The organism is Ruegeria sp. AM2, assembly GCF_056540685.1.
Map to the genome: position 1 here is coordinate 122,747 of NZ_JBQFXE010000009.1, position 24,042 is coordinate 146,788.

Here is a 24,042-nt window from a genome sequence, read left to right on the forward strand (position 1 = left end):
TATGGCAGACGGAAACCCGCCAACCAAAAAACTCCTTGATCGCGATGTGAACCGGATCGGGGACAGCTTTATCTTCCCGCCCCGGGTCATGGATGACATCCACATCAAGTCGGAACTTGGCCGGTACAGGATGCGGGGCTTCTCGCTGTTCAAAAAGATACCGCATTGGGATGATCTGACGTTTCTGCCCGGCACCCTGACGCGCTTTGTGATCGAGGGCTATCGCGAGAAGTGTGAAACCAAAACGGTGATCGGCCCGCGTGCCAAACGGCCGCTGGAGCTGGATATCCCGGTCTATATCACGGGCATGAGCTTTGGCGCCTTGTCCTATGAAGCCAAAACCGCGCTGGCGCGTGGTGCCACGATGGCAGGCACCGCCACCTGTTCGGGCGAAGGCGGGATGATCCCTGACGAACGCCGGTATTCCTCGAAATGGTTCTATCAGTGCATTCAGTCGCGCTATGGGTTCAACCCGCATCATCTGGTGCTTGCAGATGGTTGCGAGTTCTTTATCGGCCAGGGCTGTAAGGTTGGTCTGGGCGGTCACCTAATGGGGCAGAAGGTGACGGATCAGGTCGCCGAAATGCGGTCATTGCCAGCAGGCATCGACCAAAGATCGCCAGCCCGTCACCCCGATTGGTTGGGTCCGGACGATCTGGCGCTGAAAATTCAGGAAATCCGCGAGGCGACGGACTGGCAGATCCCGATCCAGCTGAAACTGGGCGCGGCTCGTGTCTATGACGACGTTCGGATGGCCGTGAAATGTGACCCGGATTCGATCTATATCGATGGTATGGAAGGTGGCACCGGCGCGGGCCCGCACCTTGCGACCGAAGACACCGGCGTTCCTGGCATGGCTGCCATTCGTCAAGCGCGCAAGGCCATCGATGACCTTGGGAAACGCGGCGACATCACTTTGATCTACGCCGGTGGCATCCGAAATGGGGCAGACGTGGCCAAGGCCATCGCCTTGGGCGCAGACGCAATCGCAATCGGGCATTCGGCGATGATGGCGCTGAACTGCAACAAAGATATCCCCGAGGCCAATTACCCCGAAGAGATCGGGGCGGAGCCAGGCTATTGCTACCACTGCCACACGGGCCGCTGCCCTGTAGGTGTCGCAACACAAGACCCCCTGCTGCGCCAACGGCTTGACCCTGATGAAGCGGCCGAACGCGTCTACAACTTCCTGCATACCCTGACGATCGAGGCACAGTTGTTTGCCCGCGCCTGCGGCAAGACCCACCTGCATTCGCTGGAGCCCGAAGACCTGGCTGCCTTGACCATGGAAGCCTCGGCGATGGCCGGCGTCCCTCTGGCAGGGACAAGCCACACTGTTGGCGTCGAAGACTATCACCATCTGTAAGGAGAGCTGAGACATGGCCGGAACACAGTACCGCGGGTCTGAAATCAAGGACGTCAACCAGTTCATCAACGATGCGGATGGTCTGGAGTCCGAACGAGAGAAAGAGATCGGCCAGCACATTGGCTATCGCTATGACGTCAACCTTGTGCCGGATTACAACCGGATCACGCCCTTCCTCAAGGACTACATTGAGTTCATGGGATGGGATGATCTCAATTGGCTCGAAGACATCCACATGGGCTATGAAGAGGGCAAGCCCGCCGTCTTTGACCGCAACATCAACGGCTGGGTCCGCATCCCCGACAGTATCGATCTGCCGGACAATCAGCAGGATCGCGACATGATCGCACGCGAGCTGCTGTTGAAGTTCCAGATGTCTGACCGTCATCCGTTGGTCATGCTCAGAAAGGCTTACAAAAAGTTCTGAACCATGCCGCGCCCGCTTAATATCGCTTGCCTCCAAACGCGGCCAATGCCGACAATGGAGAGTGCCTTGGCCGAGGCTTTGCCGATGGCCGAGGCGGCGGTTCGCGCGGGCGCGCAGTTGTTATTCCTGCCCGAATATTGTGGCGGGCTGGCGTCAGAGGGTGCGCAGCTATGCCCGCCTTCTCAGCCCGAGCCCGAGCATCAGGTTCTGGCAAAACTGCGCCAATTCGCAGCCGAGCGAAACGTTTGGGTGAATGTGGGCTCCATCGCGGTGGATGGGTCAGATGGCAAAATCATCAACCGCGGCTATATGCTCGATCCGTCCGGCGATATCTTTGGGTCCTACGACAAGATCCATCTGTTCGACGTGGATCTGGCCGAAGGGGCCATTTACCGCGAAAGCGACACCGTGGCGCCGGGCGATCGCGCGCGCGTCTACGACACGTCGTTGTGCAAAGTCGGTCATACGATTTGTTATGACCTTCGCTTTCCGGGGTTGTTCAGAGATCTTGCCCAGAATGGTGCGGAAATCCTGTGCTGTCCGGCTGCATTCACAAAAACGACCGGCAAGGCGCATTGGCACGTGCTCAACCGGGCGCGCGCCATTGAGAATACGGCGTTCATCGTCTCACCCTGCGCGGTCGGCCCGGTCCCGGGTGGCGGTGCCAGCTATGGGCATTCGCTCGTGGTTAGCCCTTGGGGTGAGGTTCTGGCAGACGGCGGTGACATCCCCGGCGTCATCCATGCCCAACTGGACCTTGATCTGGTTCAGGCAACCGCGGCGCGGATCCCCAGCCTGCTGCACGACAGGCCGTATCATGTCGGAGTTTCAGAAAAGAAGGACGTCGCATGAGTTCCTTGGGTCCGGTCCTCGGAGAAAGCTATTCTGCCTCGCCTCTGCGGCTGGCTTTTCTCAAATGGCAGTGCCGGGTGCGTCAGATCGCCATGCGGGATAGTCACGGTCGCCCCGACGACGCGATTACCCCGACTCTGTTTCTGCCCGGGCAGGATGATCCGCTTGGACACATCATCACAGTGTTGAACAAATCGCCCGGATACTCGGTCACCCCGGAACTTCTGCACATGGCCAAAAAGACAAATGATCCCGCACAGCGACGGGATCAGGCGATCCGGTTTTTTTCGGCCACATACTATCAAAAAGCGGCGGAGTTCTCCGATATTCTGACGGCCACATTCCCGCCGGGTTCTCCAGGAGCCGCATCGATCCGCGAAGCGGGCACGGTCCGCCTGCGGTTCGAGGCGTATATGCAGGTGTTCGATTTGTCCTGCAAGGTCTGGCGGCTGGCCCCTCATAACCCGCTCTATCAGGCGACCATGGCGCATAACCGCCTGTTCAACCCAGGTTTGCCAGAAGACACCGAAGTTCTGGGTTTCGAGCCGGATTGGAGTGCCAGTTCATCGGAATCGGAGGCGCGCTGACATGGTGCCGGGCTATGTAATCGCTCAGATCCGCGTGACAGACGCAGAGACCTATCCGTGCTACGTGGCGATGGTTCAGGAGATCATTGAAAAATTCGGCGGCGAGTTTCTTGTGCGTGGCGGGCGCAGTGAAAGCCACGAAGGCACGCCACATGGTGATCGGCATGTTGTCATCCGGTTCCCGAGCTTTCAGGCGGCGAAGGACTGGTACCATTCGCCTGACTACGCAGAAGCCAAAGCACTTCGAATGTCCGCATCCAGCAGCGTTCAGACAATTGTCGAGGGGGTAGCATGACCAAACGTATCTGTATCATCGGGGCAGGCCCCTCGGGGCTTGCGCAATTGCGGGCTTTTCAATCTGCTGCTGAAAAGGGCGCGGATATCCCCGAGATCGTTTGTTACGAAAAACAGGCCGATTGGGGCGGGCTTTGGCGCTATACGTGGCGGACCGGTCTGGATGAGCATTCCAATCCCTGCCATGGCTCGATGTATCGTTATTTGTGGTCAAACGGGCCGAAAGAAGGGCTGGAATTTGCGGATTACACCTTTGAGGAGCACTTTGGAAAGCCCATAGCGTCTTACCCTCCGCGAGCGGTGCTGTTTGATTACATCGAAGGCCGGGTCAACAAGGCGGACGTGCGAAAATACATCCGGTTCAACACGGTCGTTCGGGATGTGCGCACCGTTGACGGCGGGTTCGAGGTTACGGTTCGGGATGCCGTCAGCGACACCGAAGATCAGAGCATCTTTGATCAGGTCATCGTTGCAAGCGGGCATTTCAGTTTCCCGAACGTGCCGCACTATCCGGGGTTTGAATCCTACAAGGGCCGCATCCTGCATGCGCATGATTTCCGGGACGCGGTCGAATTCAAGGACAAAGATATACTGATCCTGGGCACCTCTTACTCGGCCGAGGATATCGGTTCGCAATGTTGGAAATACGGCTGCAAATCGATCACCGTCGCGCACCGAACCGCGCCGATGGGGTATGACTGGCCAGACAATTGGCAAGAAGTGCCGCAGCTTGAGAAGGTCGACGGTAAAACCGCCTATTTCGCGGACGGAACCTCGCGCGATGTCGATGCGATCATTCTGTGTACCGGTTACAAGCATCATTTCCCGTTCCTGCCCGATGATTTGCGGCTGAAAACGGCGAACCGGCTGGCGGCGAACGATCTGTACAAGGGCGTCGTATACACCGGGAACCCTGATCTGTTTTACCTTGGGATGCAGGATCAGTGGTACACGTTCAATATGTTCGACGCACAGGCCTGGTGGGTTCGGGACGTGATTATGGGTCGCATCGGCTTGCCCGATTCCGCGACGATGGAGGCAGACTGGCATAAGCGGCAGGCCGACGAAGATGCGTTGGAGGATGACTATGCCTGCATCGCGTATCAGGGCGCATATACCGCCGAACTGATCGCCGAGACCGACTATCCCTCGTTCGATATCGAAGCGGCCAATCAGGCATTCTACGAGTGGAAGAAGCACAAGAAGAAGGGAATTATGGAATTCCGGGACCATGGCTATACCAGCCCAATGACCGGCACAAAGGCGCCCCCGCACCACACGGTCTGGAAGGATGCGCTGGACGACAGTCTTGAGGATTACCTGAAGACTTGAACAGGGCGCGTGACCCCTCGCCTTGACCGGGCGTCGGGCCACCGCCGAAAACAACAGGGAGACTGAAGATGAAAAAACTGACTTTATTGGCCTCTGCAAGTGCGGTCGCAGCGATGGCTGTGTCGGCGCATGCCGCTGACAGCGATGATCCGATCGTGATCCCGATCCACAACTGGTCAAGCCAGATCGTGATGTCGAATGTGGTTGGTCAGATGTTCGAAGAGATGGATCTGAATGTTGAATACGTCACCACAGACAGCCAGGCCGTCTATGAGTCGGTGCGTCTGGGCGATGTCGCACTGGAACTGGAAGTCTGGGAAGGCGCGTTCGGAGCGTCATTCCGCGAAGCCCTGTCAAAAGGCGGTCTGCATGATGCAGGCGACCACGACGCGGTCACCCGCGAAGACTGGTGGTATCCAATGTGGACCAAAGAAGCGTGCCCCGGCCTGCCGGATTGGCAAGCGCTGAACGATTGTGCAGCCGTTTTTGCAACCGCTGAAACAGGCGACAAAGGCCGGTACTTGGACGGTCCGGTGGACTGGCTGAAACACGGGCAGGAACGTGTCGAGGCATTGGGCATGGACTTTGTTGTCGTGAATGCCGGTTCGGCCGCGGCGCTTTGGGCGGAAATCGGTGCAGCAGAAGCTGAAAAGAAGCCGGTTGTTGTGTTCAACTGGACGCCCAACTTTGCCGAAGCCGTATGGCCGGGTGAGTTCGTTGAGTTTCCTGCGTGGGTGGACGGGTGCGACACCGATCCTTCCGTTGGGCCAAATCCGGACGCTCTGTACGACTGCGGCAACCCCGCCACTGGCTACCTCAAAAAGGCGGCCTGGGACGGAATGGAAGGCAAATGGCCAACAGCGTATTGCGTGCTGACCAAGATCTCGTTCACGAATCCTCAAATAGCCGAAATGGCGAAACTGGTGGATACAGACGAGTTGGAACCGGATGAGGCCGCAGTTGAATGGCTGGCTGCAAACCGTGGCACTGTCGATCCATGGATCCAGGAGTGCTCGGGCTAACTTGAGCTGATTTGACAAATGCACCTGTCCCGCGAGACCATGCGGGGCAGGTGACTGTACGACAGGGGAATGGCATGGCACCGGTAATTTCGGCCAGAAATGTCTGGAAGCTTTTTGGGGCTCATCCGGAAAAATACCTGCGTTCGATGCCGGACAGCCATGGCTTCGACGACATTCGTGCCGACGGGTACATCGCCGGGGTCAAAGATGTTTCTGTAGATGTCGATCAGGGCGAAATGCTTGTTATCATGGGTCTTTCCGGTTCCGGAAAATCCACTCTCGTTCGCTGTTTCTCAAGGTTGCATGACATTACCGGCGGCACCATTGAGGTGGACGGTCAGGACATCATGTCGCTTGCGGAAAAAGACCTGATTGAGCTGCGCCGCTCGAAGATGGGCATGGTGTTTCAGTCCTTTGGTCTTTTGCCGCATCGTACGGTTCTGGAAAATGTTGCCTTTCCGCTAGAGATGCGCGGACAGGACAAATACACAAGACGCGAACGCGCGCTGGAAGTCGTTCGACTGGTTGGTCTTGAAGGCCGCGAAGACTATTTCCCGCGCGAGCTGTCGGGCGGGCAACAGCAGCGCGTCGGCATCGCCAGATCGCTGGCGATTGAGCCGGATATCTGGTTCCTGGACGAACCGTTTTCGGCGCTCGACCCTCTGATCCGCCGCGAAATGCAGGATGAGTTTCTGCGGCTGCAGGAGATGCTGGGCAAGACGATTGTCTTCATCACGCATGATTTTGACGAGGCGCTGCGGCTGGCCGACCGCATCGCAATCATGAAGGACGGCGCAATCGAACAATGCGATACGCCGGACGCAATCGTCATGAACCCGGCAACCGAATATGTTCGGAAATTCACCGAAGATATCGACAAGGCCCGCGTGGTGCACGCCCGTGGCCTGTCGCGTCCGGTCAACGGTGCCGCGCTGGAGGGGGATCCGGTCGACGCCAAGGCGACGATCCAGGATCTTGCCCGTCAATTGGTGAACGAGGCACGCGAAGCGATACCGGTCGCTGATGCCTCCGGCAAGGTGGTTGGCGTGATGCACCGGTCCGAAGCGCTCGACTTGCTGTTGGGGGCTGACGGATGACTCTGGCTCACGCCTCCGACGTCGGCGCGCGCGCCCACGCAGGTGGCGGCCGGGATCCGGTTTTGCTGGCGCTTGTCGGCACAGCGGTCGTTTTGATGCTGGCGCATGCCGTCGGCATTCTGCCGCCATGGCTGCAACGGGTCCCCGAGGCGATGATCCCGCCAACAGCCCAAGTGCTGGATGCTGTTTTTGCCTTTGTTCAAAATGATCTGGGTTTGATCTATGTGACCAGATTCATCGCCGAGGGGCCGCTTGAGTTTCTTTTGGATGCAACAGCAAACCTGCTCTATGGCAAGCGGCGCTGGCCCATGCTTGGGCCGATCCCATGGACCGCGATAGCTGCCGCAGTGACCGTTTTGGGATTCTATCTGGGCGGATGGCGGCTTGCGGCTTTGGCCGGCGGAACTTTTGTCTGGACGGCGCTGATCGGACAATGGGACATCGCAATGCAAACCATGTCGGTTTTGGTTGTTGCGGCGCCGATTGCGTTTCTGATCGGGCTTTTGTTGGGTATCGCGGCCTGGAAATACGCGTGGGTGGACAGGATGATCAAACCCATCCTCAGCGTCCTGCAGACACTGCCGTTTTTCACCTATCTGCTTCCGGCCGTTATCTTTTTCAAAGTCGGTCCAACTGCGGGGGCGGTCGCGACGATCATCTATGCCATTCCGCCGATGATTTTGATGACAACGCTGGGCTTGAAAAAAGTCAGCCCCGAAGTGGTCGAAGCGGGCAAAATGTCCGGCTGCACGCGCTGGCAAATGCTGACGCGTGTCTATTTGCCCGCGGCCCGGACGGAAATTCTGGTGGGCGTGAACCAGGTGATCATGCTGTGCCTGGCAATGGTTGTTCTGACCGCGTTCATCGGCATGCCGGGATTGGGGGCCAAGCTGCTGGCCATGATGGGCAGTTTCAAGCTGGGCCGCTCGTTCGAGATCGGCGTGACCATCGTCTTGTTCGCAATCATGCTGGACCGTCTGTCAAAGGCCTGGGTTGTTAAGCAGCCCGAGCATTTCGAGAAAGGCACGCCGTGGTGGAAACAGCACGCCTATCTTTTGGCGGGTCTGGCCGTGTTCTTCGTATTCTGTGTGCTGGCGCAATTCGTGGACGTCTTTGCCGAAATCGGCAGGCGGCAGTCCTTCTCGAAAGGCAAAGAAATCGATGTCGTCATCAAGGGGTTTCTGGCCATTGATGCTGTCAATGCCGTGACCGAGTGGTTGCGCTGGTTTTTGAATGTCAAAATCCTGATCCCGTTCCGCAACTCGCTGCTGTGGGTTCCAACGCCCGCATTTATCTTGCTGGTGACAGCATTGGCCTATTGGCTTGGAGGTCGGCGACCAGCCATCTATGGGCTGATTTTCTTTACTATTGTCGCGCTGTCCGGATGGTGGGACAGGTCAGTTATCACGCTTTACACGGTCATATCCGCTGTCATCATCTCGATGCTTATCGGCATCCCACTCGGTATATTTGCCGCGCGGTCGGCTAAATGGTCGAGCCGTATTCTGCTGGCTTGCGACACGGCGCAGACCTTTCCAAGCTTCATCTACCTGATCCCGGCGATCATGCTGTTTGGCGTCAACGATGTAGCGGTTGTTTTTGCCATCGTCATTTTCACCACCGTCCCGTTGACGCGCTATACGATCGAAGGGCTTCGGACCGTTCCGCCGGAAATCACCGAAGCGGCAGATATGTCAGGGGCGACACGTCGCCAGAAGCTATGGAGCGTTCAGATGCCGATGGCGCTGCCGACATTGGCCGTTGGGTTCAATCAGGCCATCATGTTTGCCTTTTTCATGGTGATCATTGCCGCGTTCATTGGCACTCAGGACCTGGGGCAGGAATTGCAACGGACGCTGGCCGGAACCGAACTTGGTAAAAACATCGTTTTGGGTCTGAATGTTGCCTTCATGGCTTTGACGTTCGATCTTGCCGTCATGGCCTGGGCGGAAAAGCGTAAAAAGATGCTGGGGCTTGGGTGACGCCATGAACAAGCCCGATTTTATTGAACATCCCTGGGAACGACGCGGAATCATTGCGCCCGGTTTGCCGATCCTGCCCCATGGGGTCGAACGACATCCAATACCGGGCGGTGGGTCGCGCGCCGTACCGGTCTATCGCGGGGACGAGATCAGTATTGTCGACAAGGACGGCCTGCAGCAAGGTGAACTGGTGTTCTTTGCCCCTGATCGCACATCCGACGCTTCGATGATCGGGGGCGTTGGCCGGGGCCGACCCACAGCAACCATTGAAACCCTGGCCAATGGGTCACGCTCTGGCGCGAATGTGCTCAAGGCGCTGGCCGCGTCGGGGTTCGCCATCGAAACGGGGGACGCAATCGGTGTGTTCACCGACGGATCAAAGCCCGGCGACACGGTGAACTTTGCGGCAGAATGCGACGGTTTATTGATCTGCGCCGCACCGGGCAAGCCCATGAGCCCCGAAGCACAAAACGCGCCGACCGACTTGCAGCTTTATATCCGACGTGCAGATCCAAAACAGGCCAAAGATGCGCTGGGGCCGCCTGATCCCCTTGCTGACCCGCTGCAGGATCTGAATATCCAGCCGGGGCATGCTTCGGCATATGAGGTCAAGAAAGGTGAGTATATCCAGATCCTGGACGTAAAAGGCCGAGAGTGCTCGGATTTTCAGGCCTTTTCTTTGCGTGCGCTCGATCAGGGTTTGGAACGTGAAATCGATCCAACCACGACCCGCAGCCTGATGGGAAGCCTGTATCCAAATCCGGGCATATTCTCGAAATACTGGTCCGTCGATCAAGAGCCGCTGGTCGAGATCGTTCAGGACACATGCGGGCGGCACGACACGTTTGGTCTGGCTTGCACCGCGCGATACTACGAAGATCTGGGCTATCCGGGCCACATCAATTGTTCCGATAACATGAATGCGGATCTGGCCCGTTTTGATGTACGGCCGCGCGGCGGCTGGCCTGCGATCAATTTCTTTTTCAACACGATGCTGGACGACACCAACGCCATCGGGATGGATGATCCGTGGTCGCGGCCCGGCGACTATGTGCTGTTGCGCGCGCTGTCCGATCTGGTGTGCGTTAGCACCGCATGCCCCTGCGATGTCGATCCCGCCAATGGATGGAACCCGACCGACATTCAGGTTCGCACATACAAAGCCACCGAGGATTTCAGGCGATCCGTCGGCTATAGAAAATCTGCGGAGGCGGATGTGGAAGAGACAAAGAAAACCGCGTTTCATGATTGCTTTGCGCGGCACACGGAAGACTTCGTTGAATATAACGGCTATTGGCTGGCCAACACGATCCCCAAGCTTGGGAGCATTGCCGAATACTGGGCCGTCCGCGAAAAGGCGGCGATAATGGATCTGTCACCGCTGCGCAAATACGAGGTCACCGGCCCCGACGCGGAAGAGTTGCTGCAGGCCTGCGTGACCCGCAACGTCAAGAAGATCAGCGTCGGACAAGTGAGCTATACCGCTATGTGTTATGAGCACGGCGGAATGATCGATGACGGCACGATCTATCGGCTGGGCGACAACAACTTCCGTTGGATCGGTGGCAACGATACAAGTGGGCTGTGGCTCAAGGAGCAGGCCGTCAAGCGGGGCCTGAACGCCTGGGTGCGCCCGTCGACGGATCAGTTGCACAACATCGCCGTGCAGGGGCGCCATTCCCGCGACATCCTGAACAAGGTGTTTTGGACACCGCCAACCCAACCCTCTGTCGAGGAGCTGCCCTGGTTCCGCATGACCATCGCCCGTATCGGCGATTACGCGGGCACCGCTGTCGTGATTTCTCGAACCGGTTATTCGGGTGAGCTGGGGTATGAGGTATTCTGCCATCCAAAGGATGCGGTCGAGGTGTTCGATGCCGTCTGGGATGCAGGTGAGGAATACGGGCTTGCCCCCCTGGGCCTTGCGGCATTGGACATGATGCGCATCGAAGCCGGGTTGATTTTTGCCGGCAGCGAGTTTGACGACACAACCGACCCGTTCGAGGCCGGTATTGGTTTCACTGTGCCTCTGAAATCCAAAGAAGACGATTTCATCGGTCGCACCGCGCTGGAAGAGCGCAAGGCGCACCCGCATCGAAAGCTTGTGGGCTTCGAAATCGAAGGCGGCACCGTGCCGTCCGCTGGCGATTGCGTGCGCATTGGCAAGGCGCAGGTCGGTGAAATCACCTCGGCGGTGAAATCGCCCGTTCTAGGCAAGGTGATTGCATTGGGCCGGGTGGCAACGGCCCATGCCGAAATTGGAACAGAGATTGAAATCGGCCAGTTGGATGGTCAGCAAAAACGGCTCAGGGCCAGGGTGGTGGCTTTCCCGCATTTCGACCCGGGAAAAGAGCGGGTGAAAGGCAACTACGATTGAACCTGTTTGCGGCGGATGCCGTTCCCGGACGCCCATATTGGTGGGATGACGTAGAGTGGCCAGTTGTTACCGACAGGCCGCCAAAAAAAGCCGACATTCTTATCATTGGCGCTGGGTATACCGGTCTATCTGCGGCGATCGCAGCACACCATGCCGGTGCGCGGGTTGTGGTCCTGGACAGAGGCCAGCCGGGGCAAGGGGCCTCAACCCGGAACGGTGGAATGTTGGGGGCTCACCCACGGATAGGATGGGACATTTTGGCCGAGCGCTATGGGCTATCGGTGGCTGACGCGCTGTTTGCCGAGGCCTCGGAGGCCCTGAATTGGGTTAAGGACCTGATCAAAAGCGAGGGAATTGCCTGCGACTTCGAAGAATGCGGGCGTGTTCAACTGGCTTACACCTCGGGGCACGTCGCAAAGCAAAGGAAGCTGGCCGCTCAGATCACGGAAAGAGGCGGCGGGCCGTGTCACGTTCTGACCCGCGCGCAAGTGTCGAATGATATTGCAACACCTCTGTATAAAGGCGCAATTCTGTTCCCCGAACACGGCGCGGTGCATCCTGCAAAATACCTGCTGGGCTTGCTAAACGCCGTCTTGCGTCGCGGCATTGCTGTGATCGCCAATTGCCCGGCGACCGGCATCAAAAACAGAGGGACAATCTGGCGCGTTTCGACACCGGGCGGAGATGTCGCCGCTGGCAAGATCGTCATAGCGACGAACGGCTATACCGGCACCGAATTCCGATGGTTCAACCGCCGCGTCTTTCCCGTGCCAAGCTTTCTGATTGCAACAGAACCACTAGCGCCTGCGGTGATCACGGAATTGGCGCCGGGCCGTCGCATGATGGTGGAAACCCGCAGGCATCACAGCTATTTCCGCGCCTCGCCGGACGGAACTCGGGTGCTGTTCGGAGGCCGTGCTGCCCTCGTGAACGTCTCCCTTTCTACGGCGGCGCGCCGGTTGAAACAAAAGCTGGCCGAAATCTGGCCCCGGTTGCACGATGTGCGGATATCGCATGTTTGGACAGGCAACACAGGTTTCACATTCGGGCAGTTGCCGCATGTGGGCGAGTGGAACGGTATCCACTATGCATTGGGATATTCTGGTGGAGGAACCGTACTGGCCCCCTGGTTGGGCCGCAAAGCAGCGCTTCGAGCTTTAGGAATGCCAGACGGTGAGACGGCCTATTCGCACACAAGTCTTTCTTCCCGTTGGTTTCACCCTGGCGGTCGACCCCATTTCATGCGGCCGCTTGATCTGTGGTATCGCCACTGGGTGGATGGCCGAGAAGATCATGCGGCAGGCGATTAGGTCACCCAGGTTGGCAAAACAGACATCCGCAACGGGCTGGTGTTGCCGCTGTCGGGCAAAAAAACCGGTTCGTCTGCCAGTTCTATGCGATCCCAGTGCCGCAACCAGACGTTCAGCGCAGCCGCCATGTCTGTCTTTGCCACCAGGTGCCCGAGGCAGTGATGTGCGCCGCCACCAAACCCAAAATGGGGTCTTCGGCGGGTGCGAATGTCGAAAGCACCATCATGGCCGGATTGCGGGTCGGTCGCGGTTGCATGAACCAATATGTGCAAGGTTTCACCAGCTCGGATTGGCACGCCTTCTATTGTGACATCTTCCAACGCTTCACGGGTTGCCCAGGTTGTTGTCGGGCGCATTCTGATCACTTCGTCGATGGCGTTCGGGACCGCTTGTGGGTGATCCCGCAACCAACGCCACTGTTGTGGGTTTTGCGAAAACAGATATGCGGCAAATGCCAGCTGCGCACGCGTTGTATCCACGCCGCCAAAGATCGAGATTACCGTTAGATCAATTGACGCCTGATGATCGTCGAACCCTTCCGACAAAAGGCGGGCTACGAAACTGTCGCGCGGTGGCGCATCGATCAATCTGATTGCCAAGTCGGTCAAACGATCCACGGCTGCATTGATTTTTGCCTGGTGGCGGATGGCGTCCGGACCCATTGCGAGCCCAAGGCAAGTTGCATCTGCCGCAAGCGATTTGGATAATTGCATTGGCAAACCCAGAAGCCTGGCAATGGCTTGCCCCGCGAATGGTTCGGTGAAACTGTCAACGATGTCAAAAGATCCGGAACCCCGCAGGGCAACACACAGCGCTTCAGCACTTTCCGTAAATGCAGGTTCCAACTTTAGGATGTGTTCCTGTCCCAGCGCATTCTGGGCCAATTTACGCAAAGTTGCGTGATCTTCACCTTCTAAAGAGATGACACTGCGTTTCCAGAACTCTGCAAAACTGCCCTCAATCCCAACGGTTTCGGGCCAAGCATGGCTGCCTTGCCGAAACCTTCGATCCCGGAGAATCAAACCGGCCTCGCGGTGCCGAAGAACAGCATAACCAAAGGGTGTTCGGGCGCACCACGACGCCTCACGCGCCGCGAGCACTTCCGAAGACCGCGTGGAAAACGCTCGGTCCGCAAGGTCAAGAAAAGGAAGTAATCGATCCATTGGCGCTCAATCAGAAAGGGCCGCACAATTTGCACGGCCCTTGGTTCAGATTAGAGGTCTCTAGTCTTTTAGTTTCTTGTAAGCATCGTGTTCGTGTCTTTGCCCGCTCCAAAGCGCGTACAGACAAATGAGAACGGCAAGTGCGAACCAGATCATTGGCGTGGAACCGCCGGCACCCGTAAAGATCGGGCCGCTCATTTCATCCACATTCGAGAGATTAAATCCCATTGTTTCGTCTCCTTGTTACTCACATTATTCGGCAGGCGTGGCCGAGGGCGAGATGCCTTCGGGATACGCCTGCATTGGCACTTTGGTCAGGTCCAGGCCTGCGATCTCGGCTGCTTCGGTGACGCGCAGCATTCCCAGTTTCTTGAGAACCCAACTGATGACATAGCCAGGCACGAAGCCCAAAAGTAGAAAGACCACCGCACCGACAGTTTGACCCAGCAGCGAAACGGTTGCTACGTCGTCGCCCTGAATCGCAGGAAGCCCAGCGCCCCAGACGCCGAACATGATCAGTCCAAACAGGCCGATTGTACCGTGTACGGTGACCGCACCAACGGCGTCATCGATGCCCCGGTTCTCGAGCCAGGTGTAGCAAGGCTTAAGCAGAGCACCACCAGCAAAACCCATCACAAAGGCCAGCGACGGATCGTAAACATCCAGCCCGGATGCGGTGGCGATTATCCCTGCCAGAGCGCCTGACATCATGAAGAACGGGTCCCGTGCGATTGCCCAGGCTCCAATGATACCACCTGACATGCCCATCAGGATGTTGAACGCCAGCGAGCTAAGCGTCATAGGGGTGCCATAGATGGTGGTGGCTTTGTCTGCGTACCAGCTCCACGCCTCACCGGGCACGATGACGCAAGCCATCAGGAACCCCCAGAAGCCTACGATAATCAGCATCAAACCGGTGACCGTAAACGGCATGTTGTGACCGCCGATATGATTGGCCGTGCCATCGTCGTTATACTTGCCAATGCGGGGCCCAAGATTGATCAGCACACCAAGCGCAAAGAACCCGGCCACCGCGTGAACCAGCCCCGCGGCTCCAAAGTCATGCACACCCCATTGAGTGACAAGCCATCCGTCTGCGTGCCAGCCCCAGGCCGCTGCGACGACCCATGCGAACGAGCCCAGAACAACCGCAAGGATGACGAAACCGACGACTTGAATCCGTTCGATAACCGCGCCCGAGAAAATCGACGCGGTGGTTGCCGCAAACAATGCGAATGCCCCCCAGAAAACGCCGGTCGAGCGATCGTCGAGATTGGGGCCCGCGCTCTCGGACCAAGGCAGGGCGAATGAGGCATAACCTGCGCCGGAAATGCCCATGGCACCTTCCGAGAATGTGATCCCGGTGGGGAAGCCCCAATAGACCCACCAGCCAAAGAAGTAGAAGGTTGGCATCATGAACGCGAATGCGAGAATGTTCTTGATCCCCGAGGCAAGCACGTTCTTCTGGCGCGATGCGCCCATCTCGTAAGCCAGAAACCCGGCGTGAATGATCACCATCAAAGGTATGGTGAGGTAGTAATAGGTTTCGGCAAACATCGTATTTGTGACAGATGTCGATGCTTCCAGTTCCGCGACCTTGGCCGCCAGTTCTGCTAGTTGCTCTTCCATGTTCCCAACCCTGCTTGGTTCCCGACCTTGCGTGTTCATCGCAGACCAAATTCAATAGTCTGCGACAAAATGCTACACTAAACCAATTCGAAACCAGAAGGAAAAATATTGATCCAAAAATATCCCAAATGGCGACCAAGGTTGCCGAAGCGTCCGGGAAACCGGCTGTAGCCGGACTTAGCTTTGGCAACGCTGGAGGCGCGGTAATCTGCATTTGCCTGAGCCGCACAAGCGGCGTTCTGGGGTCGGAAACCCGGGGAATTGGTCGCAATCAGACATATCGACGCCGCAAATTGAAGTAGCCAATCCGCTGTTTCCACCGCAGCCTGTGTCCAAATGGATGCGGGACAGATATGCGCTATTCGGGATTTCGGATCGTTAAGGAAGCTCTGACAGGAAACAAAGGCTGGAAACCGGCCTGGCGTGATCCTGAACCCCAGAGCCAATATGATTTTGTCATCGTGGGCGGCGGAGGTCACGGGCTGGCCACGGCCTACTACCTTGCGCGTGAATTCGGCGAGGCCCGCATTGCCGTACTGGAAAAGGGCTGGATCGGAGGGGGGAACGTTGGTCGAAACACGACCATCATACGCTCGAACTATCTGTTGGACGGTAATGAGCCATTTTACGAGTTTTCGCTGAAACTGTGGGAAGGGTTGGAACAGGATTTCAACTATAACGCCATGGTCAGCCAGCGCGGCATTCTGAATTTGGTTCACACCGATGCGCAGCGCGACGCGGCGCGGCGGCGAGGCAACGCGATGATCCTGAATGGCTCGGATGCCGAGCTATTGGATACCGCAGGCGTCAAAACCATGTACCCGTTCCTGAACTTTGACAATGCGCGCTTCCCGATCAAAGGGGGCTTGTTGCATCGGCGGGGGGGCACGGTGCGCCACGATGCTGTGGCCTGGGGATATGCGCGCGGCGCGGATCTGCGCGGCGTTGACATCATACAGAACTGTGAGGTTACGGGCTTTCGCATCGAAAACGGTCGAGTAATCGGCGTTGAAACCACGCGCGGCTACATTGGTGCCAAAAAGGTGGGTGTTGCGGTTGCGGGATCGTCCAGTCGGGTGATGGAAAAGGCGGGCATGCGCCTGCCAATTGAAAGCCATGTGCTGCAGGCTTTCGTCTCGGAAGGTCTCAAACCCGTGATCCCGGGCGTGATTACCTTTGGCGCAGGTCATTTCTATTGCAGCCAGTCCGACAAGGGCGGGCTGGTCTTTGGCGGCGACATCGACATGTACAACACCTACGCTCAGCGAGGGAACCTGCCGGTGATCGAGGATGTAATCGAAAGCGGCGTTGCGCTGATCCCGGCGCTTGGTCGCGTGCGCCTGCTGCGGGCATGGGGCGGCATCATGGATATGTCGATGGATGGCTCTCCGTTCATCGACAGGACGACGGTTGAGGGTCTCTATTTCAATGGCGGCTGGTGTTATGGCGGGTTCAAGGCGACGCCGGCCTCGGGCTGGTGCTTTGCGCATCTTCTGTCCACAGATCGCCCGCACGAAACGGCCACAGCCTATCGCCTGGACCGGTTCCGGACCGGTCACATGATTGATGAAAAGGGCATGGGCGCCCAGCCCAACCTGCACTGACGGAGGACGTATGCGCATCTGTTTGCAAAAGTGGAAACCGTTCGCGTGGTTCAGCAAATCGCGAGTGGCCAGATGATTATCAACCATCCCCTTCTTGGCCCGCGTGACGCACAGGAATTTGTCTACCTGGGTGATGCCACCCTGATAGATCGCCCCGACTGGCAGGCCGAAAATGCCGATCAGGCGTTTCACGACTATCTGTACCTGCGTGACAATCCGGCGGGCCAGCATCAAGAGCTTTGGTATCATGAGCAAGGCGACCGCTCGTGGCTGGTCGTGACGCGTAACACGCTGACACACGAGATTACGGATGTGGTCCTGGCGCGCGATGTGGCCAGGGGCAGGGGGCGCGGCAGATGAGCAAACAGGTCAACCGTTTGAAGGGCGGTCTGGTGGACCAGGGGCGAACCCTCGGCTTCACATTTGACGGGCAAACCTATCAGGGGCATCCCGGCGATACGCTGGCGTCGGCTCTGCTGGCCAATGGTGTTCGGCTAATGGGCCGGTCGTTCAAATATCATCGTCCGCGCGGGCCTTTGGCATCCGGCTCGGAAGAACCGAACGCCCTTGTGGAACTGCGTGTTGGCGCACGTCAAGAGCCCAACACACGCGCAACCGTGGCCGAATTGTACGACGGGCTTGAGGCAAAGTCACAAAACCGCTGGCCGTCTCTGAACAGGGATCTTCTGGCGGTCAATGACCTGTTCAGCAATTTTCTGACCGCGGGTTTTTATTACAAGACGTTTATGTGGCCCAAGGCGTTTTGGGAAAAACTGTATGAACCGGTCATACGCCGTGCTGCGGGGCTGGGCAGTGTTTCAGGCCAAGATGATCCGGACACCTACGACAAGGGGTTTCTGCATTGCGACTTGCTGGTCATTGGTGCAGGTCCTGCCGGTTTGTCCGCTGCGCTTACCGCTGGTCGGGCCGGGGCGCGGGTCATACTGGCGGACGAAGACTTTGTCTGCGGCGGGCGATTGACCAGCGAAAGCCTGGTCATCGGAGGCGGGAAAAGCTCGGACTGGGCCGCGCAGGCAGCAGCCGAACTTGCGTCAATGGACAATGTTCGCCTCTTGCTTCGCACTACGGTCGTCGGTGCGTTCGACCACGGAACTTATGGCGCGGTCGAGCGGGTCGCGGACCACAAACCCGAACCCGCACAGTCACAACCACGCCAGATATTCTGGCGCATCTATTCGAAACGCGCCGTATTGTGCGCTGGCGCGACCGAGCGGCCCATCGCCTTCGCAAACAATGACCGTCCCGGGATCATGCTGGCCGGTGCCGTGCGCGCCTATGCCAACCGTTGGGCGGTCACACCGCATGATCGGGTAGCGGTATTCACCAACAATGATGACGGGCACCGCACTGCTGCGAATTTAATAGCCAAGGGCGTTCAGGTTGCTGCTGTCATCGACACCCGCCCTGATGCGCCGGTGGTTGACGGAACCGAACTGGTCGCCGGGGCGCGAGTCATTGGCAGCAAGGGACGCTTGGGGCTGGAAACCGTCACGGTCCGAACCGCTGGTGGCTTTACGCGCGACATCGATTGCGGTGCCTTGGCAGTGTCCGGGGGATGGAGCCCGAATGTGCACCTGACCTGTCATCAGCGGGGCCGACCGCAATGGGACGAAACGCTGGCCGCTTTCGTTCCCGGACAGACACTACCAGTTGGCATGACCGTTGCCGGGGCTGCGGCGGGGGCGATGTCCACCCACGCCGCCCTGCACACCGGTGCTGCGCGCGCGGTCGAAGCGCTATCTGATTTGGGTCTCCGGGCAACGCAAGACACGCTGCCGGACGCCGAGGACGCGCCGGTCAACCTGCAACCGTTCTGGTACGTAAAAGAAGGATCAGGCCGGGCCTGGATCGACCAACAGAATGATGTAACCGTCAAGGACGTGAAGCAGGCACATCAGGAAAACTATGTGTCAGTTGAGCATCTGAAACGCTACACGACGCTTGGAATGGCAACCGATCAGGGCAAGACATCCAACATGCTTGGCCTGGCCGTGATGGCTGAATTGACCGGAGCGTCGATCCCGGAAACCGGATCGACCATTTTTCGCCCGCCTTACACCCCGGTGGCCCTGGGCGCATTGGCCGGTCGCGCGGTTGGTCAGCAATTCCATCCCGTCCGCGAAACCCCTAGCCACAAATGGGCGACCGAGCAGGGGGCCGTTTTCACCGAGGTCGGCGATTGGCTGCGCGCGCAGTGGTATCCGCAAAAAGGTGAGGCGCATTGGCGTCAATCCGTGGATCGCGAAGTTCTTCAGACCCGAAATTCGGTGGGTATTTGTGATGTGACCACGCTGGGCAAGATCGACGTGCAGGGCGCGGATGCGGCAGAGTTCCTGAACAAGATCTACGCCAACGCATTCGCCAAACTGCCTGTTGGCAAAGTCCGTTACGGCCTGATGCTGCGCGAGGATGGCATCGCATACGACGACGGCACCGCAGCGCGCTTTGCCGACGACCACTTTGTCGTCACGACCACCACGGCGAACGCGGTTGTTGTCTACCGCCGGATGGAGTTTGCGCGGCAATGCCTGTGGCCGGATCTGGATGTGCAACTGATCTCGACCACGGAAGCCTGGGCGCAGTTTGCCGTTGCAGGTCCAAACGCGCGCAAGCTGCTGCAAAAGGTGGTTGATACCGAGTACGACATATCCAACGACGCTTTCCCGTTCATGGCTTGCGCAGAAATCACGGTGTGCCAGGGATGCCGGGCGCGGCTGTTCCGGATTTCGTTCAGTGGCGAACTTGCTTATGAAATTGCGGTTCCCACGCGATATGGTGATGCGATGATCCGTGCGTTGATGGCGGCGGGGGAAGAGTTCGGAGTTACGCCTTATGGAACCGAAGCGCTTGGCGTGATGCGTATCGAAAAGGGCCACGCCACGGGTAATGAGATCAACGGAACAACGACGGCGGGGAACCTTGGTCTCGGTCGTATGGTGAACCAGAACAAAGACTGCATCGGGAACACTCTGAGCAAGCGCGAAGGGTTGAACGAAGACGATGCCTTGCGTCTGGTTGGGTTGAGACCGCTTGACAACAGTCAGGCTGTCACCGCGGGAGGGCATTTGATGAGCTTGAACGGCCCAGTGGATGCGGCACATGATCAGGGCTATGTGACGTCGGCGGCGTACTCGCCCATCCTGATGTCTTCCATCGGTTTGGCCTTTCTAAAAAACGGCGCCAACCGGATGGGTGAAGTCCTGCGGCTGGCAAACCCGCTGGAAGGGTCAAGCGTCGAGGTGGAAGTTGTCAGCGCCCATTTCGTTGACCCGGAGGGAGACCGTCTGCGTGCATAAGTTGAAAGCCATCAGCCCGCTTGGATCAACCAAGTCGGTTACGGAAACGTTTCCGGATCTTTCGATCGCGGAAGTTACAGACCGGGCGCTTGCCTCGGTATCCATGCGGCTTGGGCAGGAAGCCGAGTTTTTCAGGCGCGCAGCCGCCACTTTTGGGTTCGATTTACCGCAGCCCGGAGGCGCAGCGGTTGGCACTGCTTTTTCAGCGTTCTGGATCGGGCCGGACAGTTGGATGATCGACGCGGATTACAAGACCCATGAAAGGATCGCATACGACATCAAGGACGCATTGCAGGAAACGGCTTCTGTGGTTGAACAAAGTGATGGATGGTGCCGGTTCGACGTCACCGGAGACGCCGCGTGTGACCTGTTCGAGCGGCTTTGCAACGTCGATATTCGCGCGATGAAAACAGACTACGCGACCCGGTGCGCGCTCCACCACATCGGTTGCTACATTTGGTGTGGCAGGTCTGGGGCAGAATTCTCAATTCTTGGTCCGCGATCCTCTGCAAAATCACTGCATCACGCACTGACCGAGGCCGCCCGGACAATCAGTCAAGCGCGTCAGAACGCTAAATAACCGGCGCGTTTCGGGTTATCCGAAACCGATTGCGCTCTTGTCGGTCCTGTCGGGGAGAACGGCCAAATTGCTCAGCGTAATTTCGCGACATCGTAGTCGGGTTGGTATACCCGACTGCGTTCGAAATGGTTGAGAACGGATCGCCCGAATAGAGCACAAGCTGTCGCGCGGCCCGCAATCGCACGATCCGATAGTAGCTTCCGGGGCTTTGCCCTGTGGCTTGGCGAAAACTGCGTTCCAGATGACGGGCAGACACGCCGACACGACGCGCCACTTCGCGCGTCGTCAAAGGAAATTCAAGATTTTCCGAAAACATCCGGACAGCTCGGGCCACGATCCCCGGCAACTGGTCCGAAGTGTCATCGGTTTCGAACGCAGGAGTTTTTTGTCGCACGCCGGGGCTGCGAATGGCCGGGTGTTGAAACCAGCAAGCCACTTCGGTCATGACCGTCTCGCCGAACGTCAGCTCGATAAGATGAAGCGCCAGATCAAAGGCTGCAGCGGCACCAGAAGCGGTGCAGCTGCGTTGATTCAAAACGATGACATCATCCGTTGTCTTGATATTTGGAAACTCTGTCTCGAACGCGGTCTGGTAGCACCAGTGAACGGAACAGGTTTGCCCATCCAAAATGCCCGAGCGGGCAAGCGGGAAAATCCCTCCGCTGATTGCACAGATGCTTGTCCCGTGGCGCGCGAGGTACCTGAGTTTTCCATTTGCCGCCGTGGGATTTTCAAATCTGCCGTTCGGGCCGGACAACAGAAATAGCATGTCCAGACCCCAGGCATCTTGCAGGGACGTGTCAGATTCGAAAGCGATCTTGGCGCTGGACAGGATCGACGCGCCAGTTTCGGAAACGATTTTCCAGGAAAACACGTCACGCCCGGCGATCTCATTGGCGGCCCTAAGCGGTTCGATCACTGAGGTCAGGCAAGCCATCGGAAACCCCGGATATGTCAGAAAACCAAAGGTTATCCGCTCGCGCGCATCCAGACCAAGGTCCTTCAGAGGTGTTGAAAAATGATACATGTCACCTTTGGCTTCTGATTTACCGTTCGATGTAACGGTAGATTCCGATCTGCCGCCAATTTAAGCAAAAACACCTCGCGACAGGCAAAACAAATTTTTCTCTCCTTTGTTGTTCAACTGGGTGAATGAGGCGTTTTTCGCAGTTAAAACAGAATGGCCCGGTTCAGCACCGGCCGCCTCTTTCGGGAACACGACCGGGTTACCGGCGTGCGCCTGTCGCGGTTTGTCCCGGTGCACGAGGGCGCGCAGCGTTCGGCGGTGTCGAAATTTCGCGGATAAACCCGTTCGTGCTATGCTGTTCTTTTTCAGATGAAAGATAGTCAGATGATTTTTCGAGTGATTTCTGGACTTGCAAGCGCTCTGATGGTGTTCATGGTGCCAGCGCAGGCGGCTGAATGGCAGAGCGGTGAAGCGTCCAACGGCGCGTGGACAATGATCCAGGAAGGGCAATTCAGCCTTCGAATTTCTTGTTCGCCGAGTGATCCGAACTTCCTTTTTGTCCTTATCGGCGGGCCGTTCGAAGGAATGCAAAACATCGACGACGGCAGTGAGTCCATGATGATGTGGATCGAATTGCCGGATGGGCGCACGGCACGGCACCCGATAGACGGCCACTATTTTGCTCCGGACAGGGCGTTTGTCGGTCGTTTTGTAGTGTCGGGTTTCGTACTGGAAGAATTCCGACAAGGCGCAAAACTCAGCCTGACAGCGCCGACCGGTGCTGAAATCGCGACGTTTGGAATGAAGGGAACCGGGAAGGCGCGCGGACATTTCAAACAGTCCTGCAAAATCTAGAGAGGGGTTGAAGGCTTAGAAAAGTTGATTTTCGGCACTTGCCGCGACTGGCTGGGAAACCCTGCGATTTATTGGCCGATGTTTTTTCTCAACAAGACTGAACCAAGTGCATCATTCGTCACATGCCCCCACTGGAATCACACCGGGTAATCACACCGGGATATGCCCCTTGGGGCATACATCAAGGCTGTCTTGTTTGATGATGCGCCGCACAAGCCAGTGCGGCCAGGCAAGTCAAAAGTTAGCGATCCTGAAGCCTTGGGCCGTGTTCTAGGGGCACTCGGCAAGTCGCGCCTTTCTCAGAACATGAACCAGCTCGCCAAGGCCTCCAATATGGGCGCTTTGCCTGTAACGCCGGAAACCGAAGACGAGATCAAGCAAGCCTGCGCCGATATTGCGGCTATGCGCTCTGATCTGATGCGTGCCCTCCAGAATAGAGGCCGCTCATGATCCTGAAAGCCAAAGAACGCGGCAATGCCCCTCAGCTCGCAAAGTACCTGCTCTCGATGCGCGACAACGAGCATGTCGAGCTGTATGAGCTACGCGGCTTCGTTAGCGATGATCTGGAAGCGGCTTTTGAAGAAGCAGAAAGCCTCGCCAAGGGAACAAAGTGCCAAAAGCATCTTTTCTCTATAAGTTTGAACCCGCCGCAAGATCAACAGGTGGATCGTAACGATTTTGAAGCGGCTATTGAGCGGATAGAGCGCAAGTTAGAGCTGACCGACCATCAACGCGCCATCATCTTCCATGAAAAGGAAGGCCGACGTCACGCCCATGCTGTGTGGAGCCGCATCGATTCAGAAGAGATGCGGGCCAAGAACATGTCCTTCTACAAACAAAAGCTGATGGACGTATCCCGCGACCTCTATCTGGAGAACGGATGGGAGATGCCAAAGGGGATGTTGGATCGTTCCTTGCGTAATCCGCTCAACTACTCCCGAGAAGAATATCAAGGCTCCGATGGTCGGGGCCTCCTTACATCAAGGAGGATACGATGAAACTTATCACACGATCTGAAGCGTCCAGGCTCAGTCTCGACGAACTGCATGGTTTGCTGCGTCAGGCGTTCAACGCTCTTGCTGCCGCTCCGCGCGGCTCCCATGAGCGCCGCAATGCGATGGCCTCGCTCAAGGTTGTGGAAGCCGAGTTGTCCACACGCGGCCCGCGCTTCTAACCCTCGCGGTTGGCCGCCCCGGCCAGCCGTTTCCCTTGCTTTTCGAATCAATTTTGAGGGCGCTGAAAGGCGGCTCTTCCGGCCCGGCCAGGAATAGCCAGGTAGTA

Annotated in this window: 23 protein-coding genes; 19 read left to right on the top strand and 4 right to left on the bottom strand. The window is 57.6% G+C overall.

Features of this window, described 5'->3' with window-relative positions; translation table 11 throughout:
* The first annotated feature begins 1 nt into the window (after window position 1).
* The 11 genes from ACR0CR_RS15835 to ACR0CR_RS15885 all read left to right on the top strand — a co-directional run bounded on the left by ACR0CR_RS15835 (window position 2) and on the right by ACR0CR_RS15885 (window position 12,646).
* On the top strand, window positions 2–1,366 hold the full coding sequence (locus ACR0CR_RS15835; RefSeq protein ID WP_480600832.1) for an FMN-binding glutamate synthase family protein: 1,365 nt from the start codon (window positions 2–4) through the stop codon (window positions 1,364–1,366).
* 13 nt (window positions 1,367–1,379) lie between these two features.
* Window positions 1,380–1,793, top strand: a complete 414-nt coding sequence (locus ACR0CR_RS15840; protein WP_480600834.1) for a hypothetical protein — start codon at window positions 1,380–1,382, stop codon at window positions 1,791–1,793.
* Window positions 1,794–1,796: 3 nt separating this feature from the next.
* Window positions 1,797–2,645: a carbon-nitrogen hydrolase family protein gene (locus tag ACR0CR_RS15845; protein ID WP_480600837.1), complete on the top strand. Its 849-nt coding sequence runs from the start codon at window positions 1,797–1,799 to the stop codon at window positions 2,643–2,645.
* Window positions 2,642–3,232 carry a hypothetical protein gene (locus tag ACR0CR_RS15850; RefSeq protein ID WP_480600840.1) on the top strand — a complete coding sequence of 197 codons (591 nt, stop codon included), beginning with the start codon at window positions 2,642–2,644 and terminating at the stop codon, window positions 3,230–3,232. Before ACR0CR_RS15845 ends, ACR0CR_RS15850 begins: the two co-directional genes overlap by 4 nt.
* 1 nt (window position 3,233) lies before the next feature.
* Window positions 3,234–3,527, top strand: coding sequence for a DUF1330 domain-containing protein (locus tag ACR0CR_RS15855; RefSeq protein ID WP_480600843.1), 294 nt, complete (start codon window positions 3,234–3,236; stop codon window positions 3,525–3,527).
* A complete protein-coding gene (locus tag ACR0CR_RS15860) occupies window positions 3,524–4,858 on the top strand; it encodes an NAD(P)-binding domain-containing protein (RefSeq protein ID WP_480600845.1) in 1,335 nt (444 codons plus the stop codon). The genes ACR0CR_RS15855 and ACR0CR_RS15860 overlap by 4 nt, the downstream gene beginning before the upstream one ends.
* Window positions 4,859–4,926: 68 nt before the next feature.
* Entirely contained in the window at window positions 4,927–5,880 is a 954-nt protein-coding gene (locus ACR0CR_RS15865; protein WP_480600847.1) for an ABC transporter substrate-binding protein, read from the top strand.
* 74 nt (window positions 5,881–5,954) lie between these two features.
* Window positions 5,955–6,977, top strand: a complete 1,023-nt coding sequence (locus tag ACR0CR_RS15870; protein ID WP_480600850.1) for a quaternary amine ABC transporter ATP-binding protein — start codon at window positions 5,955–5,957, stop codon at window positions 6,975–6,977.
* Window positions 6,974–8,959, top strand: a complete 1,986-nt coding sequence (locus ACR0CR_RS15875) for an ABC transporter permease (RefSeq protein ID WP_480600852.1) — start codon at window positions 6,974–6,976, stop codon at window positions 8,957–8,959. Before ACR0CR_RS15870 ends, ACR0CR_RS15875 begins: the two co-directional genes overlap by 4 nt.
* A gap of 4 nt (window positions 8,960–8,963) precedes the next feature.
* On the top strand, window positions 8,964–11,336 hold the full coding sequence (locus ACR0CR_RS15880) for a trimethylamine N-oxide demethylase (RefSeq protein ID WP_480600855.1): 2,373 nt from the start codon (window positions 8,964–8,966) through the stop codon (window positions 11,334–11,336).
* On the top strand, window positions 11,333–12,646 hold the full coding sequence (locus tag ACR0CR_RS15885; protein WP_480600857.1) for an NAD(P)/FAD-dependent oxidoreductase: 1,314 nt from the start codon (window positions 11,333–11,335) through the stop codon (window positions 12,644–12,646). The genes ACR0CR_RS15880 and ACR0CR_RS15885 overlap by 4 nt, the downstream gene beginning before the upstream one ends.
* Here the strand turns inward: ACR0CR_RS15885 and ACR0CR_RS15890 are convergent.
* From ACR0CR_RS15890 to ACR0CR_RS15900, 3 genes are read right to left on the bottom strand one after another with little or no spacing between them, the layout of a single operon-like run.
* Window positions 12,643–13,809, bottom strand: a complete 1,167-nt coding sequence (locus ACR0CR_RS15890; RefSeq protein ID WP_480600859.1) for a cytochrome P450 — start codon at window positions 13,807–13,809, stop codon at window positions 12,643–12,645. The two genes, ACR0CR_RS15885 and ACR0CR_RS15890, sit on opposite strands and share 4 nt — an antisense overlap.
* A gap of 60 nt (window positions 13,810–13,869) precedes the next feature.
* Window positions 13,870–14,037, bottom strand: a complete 168-nt coding sequence (locus ACR0CR_RS15895; RefSeq protein ID WP_480600862.1) for a hypothetical protein — start codon at window positions 14,035–14,037, stop codon at window positions 13,870–13,872.
* Between the two features lie 24 nt (window positions 14,038–14,061).
* Window positions 14,062–15,438: an ammonium transporter gene (locus tag ACR0CR_RS15900; protein ID WP_480600865.1), complete on the bottom strand. Its 1,377-nt coding sequence runs from the start codon at window positions 15,436–15,438 to the stop codon at window positions 14,062–14,064.
* A 353-nt stretch (window positions 15,439–15,791) separates the two neighbouring features.
* On the opposite strand from ACR0CR_RS15900, the gene ACR0CR_RS15905 reads away from it, so the two are divergent.
* From ACR0CR_RS15905 to ACR0CR_RS15920, 4 genes are all read left to right on the top strand, one after another.
* Window positions 15,792–17,042: a sarcosine oxidase subunit beta family protein gene (locus tag ACR0CR_RS15905; protein WP_480600868.1), complete on the top strand. Its 1,251-nt coding sequence runs from the start codon at window positions 15,792–15,794 to the stop codon at window positions 17,040–17,042.
* Between the two features lie 72 nt (window positions 17,043–17,114).
* Window positions 17,115–17,402, top strand: coding sequence for a sarcosine oxidase subunit delta (locus ACR0CR_RS15910; protein ID WP_480600871.1), 288 nt, complete (start codon window positions 17,115–17,117; stop codon window positions 17,400–17,402).
* Window positions 17,399–20,359, top strand: coding sequence for a sarcosine oxidase subunit alpha family protein (locus tag ACR0CR_RS15915; protein WP_480600873.1), 2,961 nt, complete (start codon window positions 17,399–17,401; stop codon window positions 20,357–20,359). Before ACR0CR_RS15910 ends, ACR0CR_RS15915 begins: the two co-directional genes overlap by 4 nt.
* On the top strand, window positions 20,352–20,939 hold the full coding sequence (locus ACR0CR_RS15920; protein WP_480600876.1) for a sarcosine oxidase subunit gamma: 588 nt from the start codon (window positions 20,352–20,354) through the stop codon (window positions 20,937–20,939). Before ACR0CR_RS15915 ends, ACR0CR_RS15920 begins: the two co-directional genes overlap by 8 nt.
* Here the strand turns inward: ACR0CR_RS15920 and ACR0CR_RS15925 are convergent.
* Complete coding sequence (locus ACR0CR_RS15925; protein ID WP_480600879.1) at window positions 20,932–21,966, bottom strand: GlxA family transcriptional regulator; 1,035 nt, start codon at window positions 21,964–21,966, stop codon at window positions 20,932–20,934. The genes ACR0CR_RS15920 and ACR0CR_RS15925 overlap by 8 nt on opposite strands.
* A 324-nt stretch (window positions 21,967–22,290) precedes the next feature.
* Between ACR0CR_RS15925 and ACR0CR_RS15930 the strand changes: the two genes are divergently transcribed.
* The 4 genes from ACR0CR_RS15930 to ACR0CR_RS15945 all read left to right on the top strand — a co-directional run bounded on the left by ACR0CR_RS15930 (window position 22,291) and on the right by ACR0CR_RS15945 (window position 23,935).
* Window positions 22,291–22,761 (top strand): hypothetical protein, encoded by a 471-nt coding sequence (locus ACR0CR_RS15930; protein ID WP_480600881.1) that lies wholly within the window; start codon window positions 22,291–22,293, stop codon window positions 22,759–22,761.
* Window positions 22,762–22,953: 192 nt separating this feature from the next.
* The gene (locus ACR0CR_RS15935; protein ID WP_480600883.1) at window positions 22,954–23,211 is read left to right on the top strand and encodes a hypothetical protein; all 258 of its coding nucleotides are present in this window, start codon (window positions 22,954–22,956) and stop codon (window positions 23,209–23,211) included.
* Window positions 23,208–23,759, top strand: a complete 552-nt coding sequence (locus ACR0CR_RS15940) for a relaxase/mobilization nuclease domain-containing protein (RefSeq protein WP_480600885.1) — start codon at window positions 23,208–23,210, stop codon at window positions 23,757–23,759. The genes ACR0CR_RS15935 and ACR0CR_RS15940 overlap by 4 nt, the downstream gene beginning before the upstream one ends.
* Window positions 23,756–23,935, top strand: coding sequence for a hypothetical protein (locus ACR0CR_RS15945; protein ID WP_480600887.1), 180 nt, complete (start codon window positions 23,756–23,758; stop codon window positions 23,933–23,935). The genes ACR0CR_RS15940 and ACR0CR_RS15945 overlap by 4 nt, the downstream gene beginning before the upstream one ends.
* Window positions 23,936–24,042: the final 107 nt, after the last annotated feature.

Coding starts and splice junctions, on each gene's coding strand:
- ACR0CR_RS15835 (WP_480600832.1), top strand. CDS start 2: ATGGCAGACGGAAACCCGCCAACCAAAAAACTCCTTGATCGCGATGTG.
- ACR0CR_RS15840 (WP_480600834.1), top strand. CDS start 1,380: ATGGCCGGAACACAGTACCGCGGGTCTGAAATCAAGGACGTCAACCAG.
- ACR0CR_RS15845 (WP_480600837.1), top strand. CDS start 1,797: ATGCCGCGCCCGCTTAATATCGCTTGCCTCCAAACGCGGCCAATGCCG.
- ACR0CR_RS15850 (WP_480600840.1), top strand. CDS start 2,642: ATGAGTTCCTTGGGTCCGGTCCTCGGAGAAAGCTATTCTGCCTCGCCT.
- ACR0CR_RS15855 (WP_480600843.1), top strand. CDS start 3,234: ATGGTGCCGGGCTATGTAATCGCTCAGATCCGCGTGACAGACGCAGAG.
- ACR0CR_RS15860 (WP_480600845.1), top strand. CDS start 3,524: ATGACCAAACGTATCTGTATCATCGGGGCAGGCCCCTCGGGGCTTGCG.
- ACR0CR_RS15865 (WP_480600847.1), top strand. CDS start 4,927: ATGAAAAAACTGACTTTATTGGCCTCTGCAAGTGCGGTCGCAGCGATG.
- ACR0CR_RS15870 (WP_480600850.1), top strand. CDS start 5,955: ATGGCACCGGTAATTTCGGCCAGAAATGTCTGGAAGCTTTTTGGGGCT.
- ACR0CR_RS15875 (WP_480600852.1), top strand. CDS start 6,974: ATGACTCTGGCTCACGCCTCCGACGTCGGCGCGCGCGCCCACGCAGGT.
- ACR0CR_RS15880 (WP_480600855.1), top strand. CDS start 8,964: ATGAACAAGCCCGATTTTATTGAACATCCCTGGGAACGACGCGGAATC.
- ACR0CR_RS15890 (WP_480600859.1), bottom strand. CDS start 13,809: ATGGATCGATTACTTCCTTTTCTTGACCTTGCGGACCGAGCGTTTTCC.
- ACR0CR_RS15895 (WP_480600862.1), bottom strand. CDS start 14,037: ATGGGATTTAATCTCTCGAATGTGGATGAAATGAGCGGCCCGATCTTT.
- ACR0CR_RS15900 (WP_480600865.1), bottom strand. CDS start 15,438: ATGGAAGAGCAACTAGCAGAACTGGCGGCCAAGGTCGCGGAACTGGAA.
- ACR0CR_RS15905 (WP_480600868.1), top strand. CDS start 15,792: ATGCGCTATTCGGGATTTCGGATCGTTAAGGAAGCTCTGACAGGAAAC.
- ACR0CR_RS15910 (WP_480600871.1), top strand. CDS start 17,115: ATGATTATCAACCATCCCCTTCTTGGCCCGCGTGACGCACAGGAATTT.
- ACR0CR_RS15915 (WP_480600873.1), top strand. CDS start 17,399: ATGAGCAAACAGGTCAACCGTTTGAAGGGCGGTCTGGTGGACCAGGGG.
- ACR0CR_RS15925 (WP_480600879.1), bottom strand. CDS start 21,966: ATGTATCATTTTTCAACACCTCTGAAGGACCTTGGTCTGGATGCGCGC.
- ACR0CR_RS15930 (WP_480600881.1), top strand. CDS start 22,291: ATGATTTTTCGAGTGATTTCTGGACTTGCAAGCGCTCTGATGGTGTTC.
- ACR0CR_RS15940 (WP_480600885.1), top strand. CDS start 23,208: ATGATCCTGAAAGCCAAAGAACGCGGCAATGCCCCTCAGCTCGCAAAG.
- ACR0CR_RS15945 (WP_480600887.1), top strand. CDS start 23,756: ATGAAACTTATCACACGATCTGAAGCGTCCAGGCTCAGTCTCGACGAA.